This window comes from Oceanobacillus aidingensis (genome assembly GCF_042654105.1).
Lineage (GTDB): Bacteria > Bacillota > Bacilli > Bacillales > Amphibacillaceae > Oceanobacillus > Oceanobacillus oncorhynchi.
Genome location: NZ_JBHSFT010000010.1, coordinates 215,031 through 230,219 on the forward strand (window position 1 = coordinate 215,031; position 15,189 = coordinate 230,219).

Here is a 15,189-nt window from a genome sequence, read left to right on the forward strand (position 1 = left end):
AACACGTTCCTTTTTCCAGTTTAAAAACTTCTACAAATAATTAAAAAGCAGAAATGTCTTCCATTCAACATTTCTGCTTTTTACCGCTGCTCCGCTATTCTATTTTCTCCTTTATCCGCATGGACAGCAGCACACCAAGCAATGCCGTCACAGCCATCATCATAAATGCATACGTCGTCCCCCAATAGGTTCCTGTCCGCTCCGGTGCATCCATGACAGCAGTCGTTACACTAATAACGGTTGTCAGAATCACCACGCCAAAAGCCATTCCCAATTGACGCACGGTATTAACAATCGCTGAATTATGAGCCATTTCCTTTTCATCCAATACATTGACACTGACAGAAACTAGCGGCATCAGCGACAAACCAAATCCGGTCATAAAAAAGCAGAAATAAATCATAATCAAAAATGGAGAGCTGTCGATGCTTAGCATTGTCATCAGTACTAAGGACACAAGCGTAAAAGCAAAACCGATAACAGCTAAAATCCTTCCGCCATACCGATCATATAAATTTCCCGAAATAACAGAGACAATACAAAGCAGAATCGTGCCTGGCACTAATAAAAATCCAGATAGAAAGGCGCTCGTTTCTAAGACGTTCTGCGCAAACATCGGCAAAATCGTCTCTGCCGATAATAAGAGCATCATATCCATAAATATAAGCACCACAGCCAACAGAAATGTGCGGTTCTGAAACAAACGCACATTCAGCACAGGCACGTCATCTGCTAATTGCCGCTGGATAAAAAGATATAAAAAAACAGCACTGATACAAAATGGCAAAATAACGAGATACAGGTCCATGCCGGCAACACTAATATTACTGATACTAATAATAAACAAAGAAAAAGCCCCTGCCGAAAGAATCACAGAGAGAATATCCAGCCTTGCTGCCTGTTTTTTCAATACATCCTTCATATAGAAAACCGCTAACAGCAAAAGTATCAGCACCAATGGCAGCATAAACCAATGAAGGATGCGCCAATGGAAAACATCAATAATCATCCCGGTCAAAGACGGCGCACTTGCCGGAGCGACATTAATGACGCCGCCCAGCAGTCCAAGTGCGAACCCTCTTCTTTCTTTCGGAAATACGGTAATTAAAATCGTTTGAATCACGGGCAATATGACGCCAGTTCCAACCGCCTGAATCGCTCTGGCAAGAATCAATTGGATAAAGCTTTGCGAAAAAGCGCCAACAATAAGACCGGCAGCCATGCAAAGCAATGCAAATACTAAAAGCGCTTTGGTTGAAAATCGGTTAGATAAATAGCCCGTCAACGGGATAAATACTATGGTTGTTAATAAATAAATCGTCGTCAGCCACTGTACTTCCGTGGCATTAATCTGAAATTCCCGCATAATCGCCGGGTAAGACGTAATCAATAGGAACTGGCAGAATGTTAATAAAAATCCTGTTGCCAGCGTAACAATAATAACCCCTTTGTTTTCTAATTTAGGCTGCATGGCTCCTCCTTATCCGTTGTGACGTTATATGTAATGCTTTAATTAAACTGCTTCACCATCAAATAATGCGGAATACCATCTTCTAAAAATTCATCTGACACCGTTTCATATCCCAATTTGTGATAAAATCCTTCCGCATGCGTCTGACCATGCAGCTTTGCGCGGGTTAATCCTTTTTGTAAAACAATCTCTTCTAAAGACTGCACAATTACCTTGCCAAGCCCATACTTACGATAAGGCTTTAAAATACAAATTCGTTCCAGCTTCCCGACTTCTTCTACCGCTCTCACTCTTCCTGTTCCTACAGGCTTGTTATCGTAATATACTAAAATATGATTGCAGTCCGCATCCAGCGAATCAAATGCATCAAACTCCTCGTCTTCGGACACTTCCTGCTCCTTTACGAAGATTTCTTTTCTAATCTCAAAAACCTTCTGTAAATCCTGTTCTTCTGTTACGATTTTATAAGTCACCTGAGTTTCCCCTCTCTGCCTCTGTTTGCATCCTGTTAAAAAATATGATTGCTACTATTGTAAAATAACTGACTATTGTTGTAAATGCAACAAATATAATAAGCTTGCTAAGTCTCTTAAAAAGCCTCCCAGCCTTATTTCGACTAAGAGACTTTACTATATTATTCCTCGTCTTCCACTCTATTAAAGATAGCTTCCGGAATCATTTCAAACCCTTCAATCACTGTGTTTTCTTCCACTTCAATCATTAAACAAAGCTTACCGTCAAGCGTTGTCTGGCGAAGATAGCGCAGATCCTGCGGACATACTTTAAGGTCAGCCACTTTTGTTTTGATTTTAATGGATTTAGACGTATACTTCGGAACTACACTGGTTGCTTTCAGCTCATACTTTTCATCATCAATAACCTTTTTAAAAGCAGACTCTACTTTATCCGGATCAATATCCTGTACACCGCTGCTTGTCAGCACCTTCTCTACATCCTTATAATCTAACATTGGCGCATCCGGCTCTTCATTTTCTTCCACCACACGCTGAATCTCATCATATACATTCGCCAATGTCGTCGTATTGATCTGCTCTCCTGCTACATCCTTAACAATTTCCTCAAACACGATTTTATCGTCCTCTGCGGTCATTGCTTCCTCCGCGTTCAGCACTTCCTCAATAAAATGATAATCGAGCTCATACGGTTTCGAAGCGGAATAAAGAACATGGTTCACATCCGCAGCCCCGCCGGTAAAAGCAGGGAATAAGAACCCGCCGATAGGCTGTTTTAAATTAATCACTGGATCCACCACAAAATGATATTTAAATTCCTTCTCCACATAATCAAAAAGCAGTTCTTTTTTCGGGTCCATTGTTTTGTTGATGCTGCATAAGATAAATGGACTGGAATACACTCTGTCCCTGCTGCTTTCCTCCGATTCTTCATTACTCCGCTTCGTAGGCTTTGCATACTCTCCATGGATAAACGTAATAACAATATCCATTTCATACTGTTTATCCTTCAGCATTTTTGCTACCAGCTCGAGCATCTGCTCCTTCCATTCCCCAGTATCATTTGAGAGCATTCCCTTATGAAGAATAAGCTGGCTGCTGTCTTCCACATCACGCTGGAATTTCAATTCAAACAATTTTTGATCCAGCTGCCCCGTCAGCACCTTCTTAAAATTCGCCATAAACAAATCTTTCTGTTCATCCTCCAGCATTTCAAACGGCGTACTTTCATAATGATAGATTTCACTCGATTCTTTCATGATATATACATTGAAAATATCCTGTATCTTTAATAAATCATTATTTACTTTGAATTGTTTTTTTATATCGGCAATATCTTTTTTATTCAAATTGGATTCTCCTCTGTTTCTTAATCGGCTTATCACTTTTTGCTGCCAGCTTTCAACAGCGTCTATCTATTTTATCACAAATCAATAGGAGGTTGTTCTTCTATTCATTCAAGATTTTAAGGAGTAAAGATTACAAATAAATAAGCCTTCTGATAACAGAAAGCTTATTCTTCTCGACCACTTTATTTACTTGTATTTTTAATAGTTACTTTTATGTAGATAGTTTAGAATTTCTTTTTTATAAGCAGTAAATTCATCTAAGTGATTCTCTATAACTGATTTCATCCTATCAAGATTCAACGATGATGGATAATGACGAACTGCACTATTTTTAAATTCTATTATTTCTCTTAACCGGATTACAGTCCTTTGACTAATTATATCTTCTTCCAGTAATCTATCAAAAGCATCCTCACTCGATTGCGGCAATCCTAATCTCTCATCAGAAACAATATGCATTGCCAGCTGGAGAGCTGCTTCACATGCCCTTTGGATATTCAGAATAATAGCGTCCTGCTTTGTGAAATCTTTTAAATTCTCTGTATTATCATTATAAACCTCTTTCACGCGGATAAGGCATCTTTCCATAATAGCTATCTTATTAAAAATAACGTCATTCGCCATACATAGAACCTCCTCTTTAAATTCTCCAATACGGATTGGTGTGCTTTATGTTATTTTTTCAGAAACAATGGACAAATTTGTCCCGTTAAAAAACAGGATGCAAATAGAACAAAAAAACTTGATGCAAGTCTGCGAAAAGTATATAATACTATTTGTTGATATATTTTCCACCTATTTTATATTTAACAATGGCAGTATAATTCAGATGTAAATACTTCAATCGTATTTAACCTCTCATACTTCATTAAAATATTTCGGGGCCTTGGTATAATGGGATTACGTTTGACTGGCAGTCAAATAATACGGGTTCGATTCCCGTAGGCTCCATCATTGGTTATACCAAAACACGCTTACTTATTCTAATTCAGAATGAGAAGCGTGTTTTTTACTGCACTACTTTATTCATACGTTTAATTTTATCAGCAATTTGTATGGGAAAATATTAAAAGTTTTATTCTCTAACTTTAAAAGTCAAAAACAAGATAGTACTTCTTTATTCTTACATGGTATCCCATTTGTTTTACAAATCAAATCCGATTCAGTACTATTAATTATCCACTTTAAAATAAACTCTCCAAATAAAGCACAATCTGTGGTAAAAAGTAGATTAAAAAAACAATTAAACCTATTATCGTTATTAAAAAAAGCCATATTTTTCTTACCCTCAACTGCACAAAAGCAGATACTATGACAAGTACATTAAAAATGGCGATAGCTGAAAACCAAATTCCATAGGATTTATCTGGTTCTGGGCTAGCAGGATTATATTTACCGCCTAAACCAATAATATATAAATTGAAATTAATAGCTACTATGTCACCCATAGATTTTGGTGAAGAGCCTTAAAAATTAATAATTTGATTTCATCCATTGCATAGAAATGAATCGTACTTAGATTTATACTATATATAAATACATAAATAAGGTTATAGAAAAATATCAACAGAAGTATAGTCCCGCTGTTGAGAAATGATAACTTTATGTGCAGTAGATACAATTTTAACTTTTAGGAAGCTCTTTTTTGTAGATTCCTTTTTGTGAAAAGGTTGCACATTTACTGCTTATCATTGTTAAACAATCATGCCCTTTTATGAAATAAACTTCATAATCTATTGCTTAAAATAAAATTACGATACAACCAACTTATAGCGTCTTTAAAATCATTAGCTATGTAATCAATGTTTACATCATTTAATTTATCGAAATGCTCATTTAGGGAAGACTTTCCAGCCCCAGTTTTAACAAGGATTTTAATACTTCCCACCTTTGCTGCGGCAACTATATTACTCCATCGGTCTCCTACAACGACACAGTTTTCAAGCGTCAATTCGTGTTTTTGCTGTGCTTCGATTAACATACCTGTATTCGGCTTTCTGCAGGAACACCCTTCGTCATGTCTATGCGGGCATATATATACATCATTGAAACCAAAATCTTTTAATTCCTGTACGAAATCCTGTCTTTCGGCTAAACCATTTGAAATTCCGGGTTGATTTGTAAACGAAAAAATTTTTATATTGTCTTGTTTTAATCTCTTGATTTCCTTCCCTACGTATGGAAAGAGTTCAAATTCACCTGGATAATGAACTGTGTCATCCCCGCCAATTGTTCCATCACGATCTAAAAAGATTGCTTCTATTTGTCTCATGCTCATTTCCCCTAAATTTAATATTTTATAACCAGTTATACTCCCCCGTTTAAGAATCCTTTACAATTAATTCTGTACATTCAGTTTACACTGAACTACTTATTTATGTAAGCCTAGCATCTGGTGATTAGTGGGTGTTATTTGCTAGTGAATAAGAGAATCAAATAATTTGAAATATAAAGCAATTGAAGAGCAGTTAAGTAATCCTCATTAGTTTGACACCCTAGGAATACAAGGGTTTTTATGTTCCATATCAAATTTGTTATAGGCTAGTATTGTATGCACAATCATGGAGTTTTTCGATGTTTCTTGATAATCTATAATTATAAATAATTCTGAATTCTGAAAGGCAGGGATATAATGTTTGATTTAACTCGTAGAATCGCTATGGTCACCGGTGGAGCAAATGGGATTGGTAAAGGAATTGTGAAGACGTTAGCAAAAGCTGGAGCAACCGTTATGATCTGTGACATCGATGAAGAAGCAGGGAAGAAAGTGGCTGCAGAAGTGAGTGGTGAATTTCATAAATTAGACGTGACGGACAAAAATAATGCGGAACGGGTTGTTCAGGATATATTAAAAAAACATGAAAGAATCGATATTCTGGCTGCGAATACAGGTATCTACCCGGATGTATCCATTGCAGACATGACAGAAGACGATTGGGATAAAATTCAAAGCATTAACTTGAAAGGAATGTTCTTCACTGCCAAACCGGTATTAGAAGCGATGAAGAAGCAAAATTACGGCCGAGTCATCCTGACATCATCAATCACGGGTGATATTACCGGATATCCGGGCGGTTCGATCTATGGGGCAACCAAAGCAGGGATTCTTGGATTTATGCGTAATGCGGCTTTAGAGTATGCACCATATGGCGTTACGGTTAATGCGGTTCAACCTGGAATGATTGCTACTGAAACCTTAAAAAAGGAACTGGGCGTGTTAAGTGAAAAAGGTGCGGAAGCTGTTCCAATGAAACGATTAGGAGACCCAGAAGACATCGGAACAACAGTTTCTTTCTTTGCATCAGAAGAAGCAAAATATATTACCGGTCAGTCACTTGTTATAGATGGCGGACAGATTTTGCCTGAAACCCCTGATGTTATTTTATGATAGAAAGACGTCGCGGGATTCGGAAATGATACAATCTTCCTGCAAAAGATGCTTTCTTCCATACGTCATTTACAGAACATGGCGTTGACAGGATTTTTACGAAGGCTCGAAAACAATCAACAATTCAAAAAAATCTAAATAGCTTGTTATCTCATACCTCCCAAGTAATTGTGACAGTTATAAGCTGCATCAAATAAATGAAAAAGAACCCGTTTCTATTAAGGTTAAAAGTACCAGCAAATAACCAATAGAAAGGGTTCTAATAATGGCTGCTTTACCGCAAATCACACTTGATTTTAATCATAAAATAAAACTATCTCTTGATGGAGGCGAATTATCCTCTGATACTGGTGAAATGATTTTCCGTGAATTGGATGAAAAAATCGGATTCTCTGCGGCCTTGGCAGAATAATATTTACAGCTTACCAATGAACGGCGCTGCTACATGTATGCGAATAAAGATTTACTTCGTCAAAAAATCTATCAAATCATCGCTGGATATGCAGAAGAGGATGCAGCAGATGTCCTGATGCACCATCCGGTATTTACGCAAATCATGGGAAAAGATGCACTTGCTTCTCAGCCAAGCTTGTCTCGTTTTTGAATTGCTTTGACTTGCATTCAAATACCTCTTTACTATAGCTTCAGTTGGAGTGATTGTAAAAAGAAACTTTTTATTCCTTGGAAGACCAAGGGATAGATCTGTCCAAAAACGGTTGTTTTTTCTTGTGAATACTATTTACCTCCAGCTTCCTACGATATTTTAGCTTTTTTCGCTTAAAATAGAAATCATAAACTACAAATTTTCGTTTGTATCTCTAATCTACAGGTATGAATAATTCGGGGTTATAATGTAAGTGACCTTTTTTTCTCTTTTTTAATCTTCTTTATCACAGAGAATCGTCCGTAAAAGAAACTTTATTTAGGCGGAAGTTCAGGTGAGCTAACTCCCTGAATCACTTAGGGCTAATGCAGTGGGAGTATGAAGGAAACAGATTAAGTTAGCGACGTTCTAGGGTTGTGGGACTGTGGTTATTCGTCCGATCGTAAAGAGTTGTACATCGAAAAACTCCCACTGAGTAAAGTTTCGTTTTATCATTTTTGGTATTTTTTCGTTGATTTTATTTCTTTCTCAGTCGGGGAAGAGCCTTTTATAACATCATAATATCTATCAGCTCCTAAACCGCCTTCGTCAATCATTTCGGAGATTTCTTGAGTCCGCATTTCTTTTCTTTTGTCTATCTTTTTCTTTGCTTTGTCATAATTGGTCATCTTTCATCCCTCCCTTTACTTAAAATCTACATGCTATCTTTAGGGCTGTCAAGATAATAGTATCGAAAAATCAAAAAAATCAGTTATTTAATTCATTTACCTGTATTATACTCATAACAAGTTGAAAAAAAGTTCAAAAAACCTGTCTCCTTCGTATTTCAAATAAAGAATTAGGCTTAAGTTCTTCAACAATAACCTCCGATAATTGAAAGACCATTAAATTAACCTTACTGGATGAGATACAATTTTTGTTCACCAAGGAGTTTTGGGAAGCATAAATAAATAGACACAGGAAGTATTATAAGCTAAAAAATTCAAGCGTGCGCATCAAGTATACAATCCATTCTCTCAACAAAAAGGCCGAAGCTAACATGCTTCGGCCTTTTTGTTGAGAGGAGATAATGAAGCAACAGTCACTCCATTTCATTATCTTCTCCAGTGGGAAGTAACCTGTATTCCCAATGGGTTCTACATTCATGTAATTTATACTTTCCTTCTATTTCATCTTTTGACATATATCCGCATTGCTGATTCGTATTAAAAACATCCTGCACTTCATCATCTGAGGCTCTGTAGTGGCTCAAATCTGAATAAACCATAATCCATGCCTGATCAACACTTTCTTCATATCCGGATTTCAAATCATATATAAGTACACCTTGAGTCCCTTCGTCCTTCACCACTCTGATTTCACTTTCATTATCCTGTCCATTTTCTCCCGCAGTCTCCATAAACGCTTCAAGGATATCTTTATTTTTCAACTCATTATTTTTGTATACAACATCATCTTCATTGGGAACATATTCTTCCAAAGGCTCTTCCTGGCTCTGTTCCTCCGCTGATTCATCTTGGCTTTTTCCTTTCCAATCTGAAAAAGAATCGGTTTCTGTTTCTGGGTCGATAGGAGATGAATCTTGTGTACTTTCTTGTCCAGGTAAATTGTCATTTTCGTTTTGCATCACATCATTATCTGATGACAGGCGATTGGACTCCGCATCCGAATCCTCTGTTACATTTCCACAAGCAGTCAATATAACAAATACAAATGCTAACATGCCCATTAAAAATTTAGTATTATTTTTCATTTAAAAACTTCCTTTCTCCGATAATACAGCTTTACAAAAGAGTGAATTGGCGCATGTTAATTGATAGTTTAATAACGTGTCAGCAAGGATGAACATTGCTCTCTAATACTAAATATTAACACAGGCATTCCAATTATGAAAAATCGGGAGGGATGAGTGCAGAAGGATTCCTTGCCCCTTTATCAGGCATGAATTGCTGATTTGCATAGAGTACAAGTGGTTAGTTTGTTATTTTCTACGTATTCATCATCCTTTCTCTTGCGCTATCGAACACGGACAAAAATACAAAAGCACAAATAGCCGGTGAAGTTTGAACTGGTCAGACAACACAATGCCTTATGGTAACACCATTCAATTTGTGATTTAATAGAATCTAAGAAATAATCCAAATGAATATAAGTAAAGAGAGATGATTGTTAGTGGGATTTTCATTTTTAATGTTTTCATTAATCGGTATTTTAATTGGTGTGCTATCAAGCATGTTTGGTTTTGGAGGCGGAATCGTCGTCGTACCAATCTTATTTGCATTTTTACCCGATTCCATTCCAAGCGAGTATTTAATGCATACTGCGATTGGTACATCATTAGCGGTTATGATTATAAATTCATTTAATTCAACATATAACCATGCCAAAAAAGGCAATGTGACATGGTCTGTCTTTAAACGATTAGCAGGATATATTGCAATAGGTTCTTTAATAGGCGGCGTGCTTGCAGTCTACATTGAGAGCGATTTTCTCAGGTATGCATTTATCGGCCTATTAATTTATGTCTTGATTTCGAACATGCTAAAAAAATCGTTCACAAGAGAAATCGAAGAACAAGCATTTCGTCTGCCTAAGCAGCGTTCCGCTTCTTTTATCGGGATAGGCATTGGATTTCTTTCCACTCTATTAGGTATTGGCGGAAGCACAATGACCATTCCTTATCTCAGAAATAGAGGGATGCGCATGATACATGCTGTAGCTTTGGCTACTCCATTAGGTCTGCCGATTGCTATCGTAGGAGCTTTCGCTTATTTAGTTACAGGATTGAAGATAGATGCGATGCCTTCATCAACGATAGGATTCATATACATACCTGCGCTTATTGGATTTACCCTCGGCGGATTTATTGGAGTGCCTATCGGCAGATCCTGGGCTCAAAAATTATCTGATAAACTCTTTTCCAAAATCTATTTAGTTCTTCTGTTTATTGTAGTTATCATGATGATTATAAGTTGATTGTTTGCCAATCGTGATAAATGGAATAACCAAAAAGCGAATAGTATTCAAACACCTCTTAGATTATTTTTTGTTTGGCAGCTCAGAGAGAAACCATTTCCAGTTTTGCCAAATCTATTTAAAAAGCACGCTTGCTTATTCTAATTACGAATGGAGAAGCGTGCCTTTTGTTCCTCAGAAAATAGTAAGGAAAAAATTCAGAGTTTAACCCTTATATTTATTTCATATTTCTTTTGGAATATGACAATAGTTATTTGGGCGCCTGCTTAATCTCTCTTGAAGTTCCTCAGCGCTTCTTACGTAATTTGTATGCGGCAAGACTTCAACCACCATACGATTATAATCATTTCTATTCTAATTAAATTCCTTGTCCACTAAGGGGTTACCTTCCTGATCCACCATAACAGTCAGCCCTGCTCCATAGCCTTCTTGATGCAGCATATACAAAACACCATTCTCATTATCACGAATAATCTTCGTATTCTTCATTTTCCCTTGAGAATAAACTTCTTCAAAACGATTGTTTGTCATTTTCAGCACTCCTCCTTCTAAAAATAAATAACCACATTGTTAAATAGAAACTAATTAACAATCATCCCTTTCTTCATTTTTTTAACCATTCCAGAAATTCATTCACGTTGTTTAGCAGCAGGTCTGGTTGAACACGAAATTCTAACGTTTGATAATTTGGCAGCCATTGTACTCCGATTGTATTTACGTCTGCTTGTTTACCGGCCTGAATATCCGCATCGCTATCCCCTAAAAATACAGCCTCCGTGTTTTTTATGTGCAGCTTTACCAATGCCTTGTTTAATCCCTCTGGATGAGGCTTGGGCATCGTAACATCATCACCTGTTATGATTACATCAAACAAATCATTCATTTGAAGACAATCTAAAGATATAATCAGACTTCTTCTTGCTTTCCCTGTTACAATCCCTAATTGATATCCTTCTTTTTTTAAAAACCGGAGCAAATCATTTATTTCCTCATTTTCAACAACAAGCTCTCGATGCTTTTCATTATATTTTTCATAATATAATTCAATTGCTTTATCCTGATTAGAGTCCAGGAGATTTTCTTTGATGATTCCTGTTTCAGAAGGACCAAACATCGCCTTTACTTCATCGGAGGTGACCTCCTTATTGTCAAATTCCTTAAACACAGCTTGAAACGCATAGAAACAAACCGGTAATGTATCAGCAAGCGTCCCGTCAAAATCAAAAATAATTGCTTTCATCATTCCACACCCTTTATCATCCTATTTGTATTCTAAGTTCTCTAAAAAACGCCTCGTCCCTATTTAGCGTACCATCCAACGGAGACCGAAAACCATATTTAAGTCCTTTCCCTTATTTATATTTACTTAACATTTCTTCTGGAATATGGCAATAATCATTCGGACATCTATCCAGCCTGTCTTGATGCTCCGCTGCACTTCTCACATAGTTGGTAAGAGGCAAGACTTCAACCACGATTCGGTCATAATCATTTCTATTCTCAAGAAACGTTTTCGCCTCTTTTAAATGCTCCGGATTTTCACTATATACTCCTGTTCTATATTTCTCGCCAATATCCTGCCCCTGTTTATTTAAACTGTATGGATCAATGATTTCAAAAAAATATCCCATTAATTCTCTAATTGTTACAACCTCCGGATCAAAGCCTGTTTTTACACACTCGGCATACCCATCATAGTCCCCCTCAAGTGTGTAACTTGTTCCATTCGCTCTTCCCGCTTCTGTAAACGTAACTCCAGGTAATGTTTTTATAAAAGCTTGTACTCCCCATAGGCATCCGCCTGCAATATATACTACTTCCATTTTGATTCTCCTTTTGTTTAAACACCAAGAATTTCACACCTATCGAATCAGGCAATTTTTCCTGACAAGATATCGTGTTATCCCTCTCTGCATAATGCCGAAACATCTTCCCAGCCATAAGCTACATCCTCTACCAGCATTCCTCCGACTTCATTTTTCCTGCGAAGATACGCCTTGGCTCCCATACGTTCGTAGAAACCAAGCCCGGATCTATTTTGTTCCATCACCCATACCATCATCGAATTCATGCCTTGTTCTGTGAAATGCTTAGCAATGGCTGAAACCAGCTGCTTTCCTGTCCCTAATCCTCTACTCTCTTGCAATAAATAAAGCGCGTATAGCTCTCCGTCAAATTTGTCGCTATCCAAACCTTTTCCTGCTGCAAAGCCTATTGTTTTTCCATCTTCATTAACTGCTATATAAATAAAAGGATTATTTTCACTACTTAAAAATGACATCCATTTTTGCTCTGCTTTCCTGTATGTTAAACTTTCCAAATAATTACCCGGTACGAAACCTTTATATGTAGTTTTCCAGCCATCAACGTAAACTTTAGCTATGGACTTTATATCTTTCTTACTTGCTTTTCTAATCTGCAACAAATTCACTCCTTGTATTACATCGCCTTTATGTAGAACTAATTTAATCGTTAAATTAAGAACAACCATTCACACACACAAATATATATCATTTATTTCTATAAAAAGTATGCTTGCAAACTATTGAACTAATTTTAGCAATCAGAACCTCTTTTCACAAGTTGATAAATATTGATAATTATAATGCTTTTATTATAAAGTGAAGCTTTATTCATGTTCCCTCCCCTTGTATCCTGCTCCTGTTGATTTTAATTTTATGAAATGCCCCCATAGTGTTTCAAAATAAAAAGGAAGGGTATATCAAAACTATAATGTTTTCTATCTACATATAAACGGAAAAATGACCGGATTAAAGAAAGCGTTCTCAATAAATTATAATACGAGCCATTACAACCATTCTAAATATTATTTTATACATTATCTTAGCACTATCTATTACACTTTTAAAATAAATCTTATAATTTAAAACATTTCCTCACATCCCCTTGTATTTCTTGCTAAAACATATTATAATTAAATTGTGATATACTTCACATTCTTTTTTCTAAATAAGAAAGGAGCAATAAAATGAAAAAATTTCTAAGTATTCTAGGAACAAATTCGGATTATTCTACGAATCGTATTTTACTGCAATTTATTCAAAAACATTTTGCAGATCAAGCTGACATTGAAATTTTCGAAATTAAACATTTACCTGCTTTTAATAAGCCGGAAGACAAGACAGCACCTCAGGAAGTACAAAAACTTGCGGATAAAATCAGAGAAGCAGATGGCGTGATTATCAGTTCACCGGAATATAACCATTCCGTACCAGCCATTTTAAAAAGCACGTTAGAATGGTTATCTTATACAAATCAGGCATTAATTGATAAGCCTGTTATGCTTACTGGAGCTTCCTATGGAAGATTAGGCTCTTCCCGTGCACAAAGTCATTTGCGGCAAATGCTGGATGCGCCTGAATTGAAAGCACGCATTATGCCAAGCTCTGAATTTTTGATTGGTTATTCGTTACAGGCTTTTGATGATAATGGCACGTTAAAAGACCAACAAAAAATAGAAGAACTTGAACAAATTTTTAATGATTTTATACATTTTGTGGATATCACCAATCAATTAGTCAACGCAAATGAAACGCACCAGAAACAAGCAGCAAACTTCTCGTGGGAGACCAATTAATTACTAGGGGGTATATTGATGAAACTTGTTGGAATCGTAGGATCAAATGCTGAATTTTCTTATAATCGCATATTATTAAACTTTATCGCAAAAAATTTCAAGAAATTAGTTGATGTGGAAGTACTGGATATTAAGGATGTCCCAATGTTTAACCAATCAGATGATCAAACCAATAGTGAAGTGATTCAAAATTTAAATAATAAAATTATGCAGGCAGATGGCGTGATTATTGCTACACCGGAATATAACCACTCTATTCCATCCGCATTACAGAGTGTCTTAGAATGGTTATCGTTTAAAATACATCCGCTTGATGAAAAACCGGTGATGATTGTGGGAGCTTCTTATGATGTCCAGGGATCTTCACGGTCTCAGTTACATTTGCGGCAAATATTAGATGCACCTGGAGTAAATGCTATCGTTATGCCAGGTAATGAATTTCTATTAGGGGAAGTCTATGATGCATTTGATGAAGACGAAAACCTGAAAGATGCGCAGACAGCTCAATTCTTAGAAACGTGTATCAAGAAATTTATCCGTTTTATCAATGTGGTCAAGGTTATCCATGCACCTGAAGGAATGCAGGATGTATCCGATACAGAGGATTTATATGCTACCGGAGCAATTGATACGACAGTGGAAGGCATCGATATGTCCGCCGATGACTGGCTTGAACAGGCTGCTGAAGCAACACAGGCCGTGGAAGGCAATACGTATGTTAAATTAAATCGCGGGCTTTTAACAGTCAATCAGCTCAATCATTTCTTGAATTCCATGCCTGCCGAATTGACTTATGCAGATAGCAATAACCAATTCTTATACTATAACCACAACATGGAAAAAGAAGATATGCTGGCAGGACGCAGACCGGAACAAGTGGGAAGTCCATTAGCAGAATGTCACCCGGAAAGAGTATTTAGCGGCGTTTCCTGGGTCATTCAGCAATTACGTACCGGAAAACAGGATGTCGTAAGGACGCAGGTTCCTACTCATGGACCAGATAAATTTGTTGTCCACAGCTATCAGGCAGTACGTGATGATGAGGATTATTATATTGGCATCAACGAATATGTCCAAGATATACAGCCAATCATTGATTGGTATTTAGAGCAAACTGGCCAGCAATTAACCGGAGGCGGTGTCGATGCGGTATCCGGGGCGACTTCAAAAGTAGATACCGTAGCTGGAGCAACGGTTAAAAGCTAAAGATTGTTCATGGAAAAGAGGTCAACACGGCCTCTTTTTCAAGTGCTGTCTCAAACCTTTATTTGATTTATAGACGATGCTGCAGAATGATTCTTCATGAAAACCGAAGCTATTTTCTGATAGG

Annotated in this window: 15 protein-coding genes, 1 tRNA gene and 2 pseudogenes; 6 read left to right on the forward strand and 12 right to left on the reverse strand. The window is 36.8% G+C overall.

The window, feature by feature from the left end; genetic code table 11:
- Positions 1 to 94: 94 nt before the first annotated feature.
- From ACFO3P_RS07750 to hepT, 4 genes are all read right to left on the reverse strand, one after another.
- Positions 95 to 1,471: a DHA2 family efflux MFS transporter permease subunit gene (locus ACFO3P_RS07750; RefSeq protein ID WP_212928618.1), complete on the reverse strand. Its 1,377-nt coding sequence runs from the start codon at positions 1,469 to 1,471 to the stop codon at positions 95 to 97.
- Positions 1,472 to 1,509: 38 nt separating this feature from the next.
- Positions 1,510 to 1,944, reverse strand: a complete 435-nt coding sequence (locus ACFO3P_RS07755; RefSeq protein ID WP_212928617.1) for a GNAT family N-acetyltransferase — start codon at positions 1,942 to 1,944, stop codon at positions 1,510 to 1,512.
- 161 nt (positions 1,945 to 2,105) lie between these two features.
- Positions 2,106 to 3,293: a DUF4317 domain-containing protein gene (locus tag ACFO3P_RS07760; protein ID WP_042532137.1), complete on the reverse strand. Its 1,188-nt coding sequence runs from the start codon at positions 3,291 to 3,293 to the stop codon at positions 2,106 to 2,108.
- A 198-nt stretch (positions 3,294 to 3,491) separates the two neighbouring features.
- Positions 3,492 to 3,917, reverse strand: coding sequence for a type VII toxin-antitoxin system HepT family RNase toxin (gene hepT / locus ACFO3P_RS07765; RefSeq protein WP_042532135.1), 426 nt, complete (start codon positions 3,915 to 3,917; stop codon positions 3,492 to 3,494).
- A gap of 256 nt (positions 3,918 to 4,173) precedes the next feature.
- Between hepT and ACFO3P_RS07770 the strand changes: the two genes are divergently transcribed.
- Positions 4,174 to 4,244 (forward strand) — tRNA-Ala (locus tag ACFO3P_RS07770).
- Between the two features lie 775 nt (positions 4,245 to 5,019).
- Here ACFO3P_RS07770 and ACFO3P_RS07775 read toward each other — a convergent pair.
- Positions 5,020 to 5,565, reverse strand: coding sequence for an HAD-IIIA family hydrolase (locus ACFO3P_RS07775; protein ID WP_212928616.1), 546 nt, complete (start codon positions 5,563 to 5,565; stop codon positions 5,020 to 5,022).
- A gap of 360 nt (positions 5,566 to 5,925) precedes the next feature.
- Here ACFO3P_RS07775 and ACFO3P_RS07780 point away from each other — a divergent pair, with 360 nt between their 5' ends.
- Positions 5,926 to 6,681, forward strand: coding sequence for an SDR family NAD(P)-dependent oxidoreductase (locus tag ACFO3P_RS07780; RefSeq protein ID WP_212928615.1), 756 nt, complete (start codon positions 5,926 to 5,928; stop codon positions 6,679 to 6,681).
- 265 nt (positions 6,682 to 6,946) lie between these two features.
- Positions 6,947 to 7,282 (forward strand): annotated as a pseudogene (locus ACFO3P_RS07785) (transposase); the annotation flags it as partial.
- A gap of 494 nt (positions 7,283 to 7,776) precedes the next feature.
- Here the strand turns inward: ACFO3P_RS07785 and ACFO3P_RS07790 are convergent.
- Both ACFO3P_RS07790 and ACFO3P_RS07795 read right to left on the reverse strand, forming a co-directional pair.
- A complete protein-coding gene (locus ACFO3P_RS07790) occupies positions 7,777 to 7,953 on the reverse strand; it encodes a hypothetical protein (RefSeq protein ID WP_175297036.1) in 177 nt (58 codons plus the stop codon).
- 413 nt (positions 7,954 to 8,366) lie between these two features.
- Positions 8,367 to 9,038, reverse strand: coding sequence for a hypothetical protein (locus ACFO3P_RS07795; protein ID WP_042532127.1), 672 nt, complete (start codon positions 9,036 to 9,038; stop codon positions 8,367 to 8,369).
- A gap of 437 nt (positions 9,039 to 9,475) precedes the next feature.
- On the opposite strand from ACFO3P_RS07795, the gene ACFO3P_RS07800 reads away from it, so the two are divergent.
- Complete coding sequence (locus tag ACFO3P_RS07800; protein WP_193063974.1) at positions 9,476 to 10,261, forward strand: sulfite exporter TauE/SafE family protein; 786 nt, start codon at positions 9,476 to 9,478, stop codon at positions 10,259 to 10,261.
- Between the two features lie 222 nt (positions 10,262 to 10,483).
- On the opposite strand, the pseudogene ACFO3P_RS07805 reads toward ACFO3P_RS07800, so the two are convergent.
- From ACFO3P_RS07805 to ACFO3P_RS07825, 5 genes and pseudogenes are all read right to left on the reverse strand, one after another.
- Positions 10,484 to 10,612, reverse strand: a pseudogene (locus ACFO3P_RS07805) (peptide-methionine (S)-S-oxide reductase); the annotation flags it as partial.
- 3 nt (positions 10,613 to 10,615) lie between these two features.
- Positions 10,616 to 10,792: a DUF6440 family protein gene (locus ACFO3P_RS07810; protein WP_212928614.1), complete on the reverse strand. Its 177-nt coding sequence runs from the start codon at positions 10,790 to 10,792 to the stop codon at positions 10,616 to 10,618.
- 73 nt (positions 10,793 to 10,865) lie between these two features.
- Positions 10,866 to 11,504: an HAD family hydrolase gene (locus ACFO3P_RS07815; protein ID WP_042532123.1), complete on the reverse strand. Its 639-nt coding sequence runs from the start codon at positions 11,502 to 11,504 to the stop codon at positions 10,866 to 10,868.
- 109 nt (positions 11,505 to 11,613) lie between these two features.
- On the reverse strand, positions 11,614 to 12,084 hold the full coding sequence (locus ACFO3P_RS07820; RefSeq protein ID WP_212928613.1) for a peptide-methionine (S)-S-oxide reductase: 471 nt from the start codon (positions 12,082 to 12,084) through the stop codon (positions 11,614 to 11,616).
- A gap of 77 nt (positions 12,085 to 12,161) precedes the next feature.
- Entirely contained in the window at positions 12,162 to 12,752 is a 591-nt protein-coding gene (locus ACFO3P_RS07825; RefSeq protein ID WP_379542340.1) for a GNAT family N-acetyltransferase, read from the reverse strand.
- A gap of 498 nt (positions 12,753 to 13,250) precedes the next feature.
- On the opposite strand from ACFO3P_RS07825, the gene ACFO3P_RS07830 reads away from it, so the two are divergent.
- Both ACFO3P_RS07830 and ACFO3P_RS07835 read left to right on the forward strand, forming a co-directional pair.
- Positions 13,251 to 13,859: an NADPH-dependent FMN reductase gene (locus tag ACFO3P_RS07830; RefSeq protein WP_042532119.1), complete on the forward strand. Its 609-nt coding sequence runs from the start codon at positions 13,251 to 13,253 to the stop codon at positions 13,857 to 13,859.
- Positions 13,860 to 13,877: 18 nt separating this feature from the next.
- Positions 13,878 to 15,065, forward strand: a complete 1,188-nt coding sequence (locus ACFO3P_RS07835; protein WP_212928612.1) for an NAD(P)H-dependent oxidoreductase — start codon at positions 13,878 to 13,880, stop codon at positions 15,063 to 15,065.
- The last annotated feature ends 124 nt before the right edge of the window (positions 15,066 to 15,189 follow it).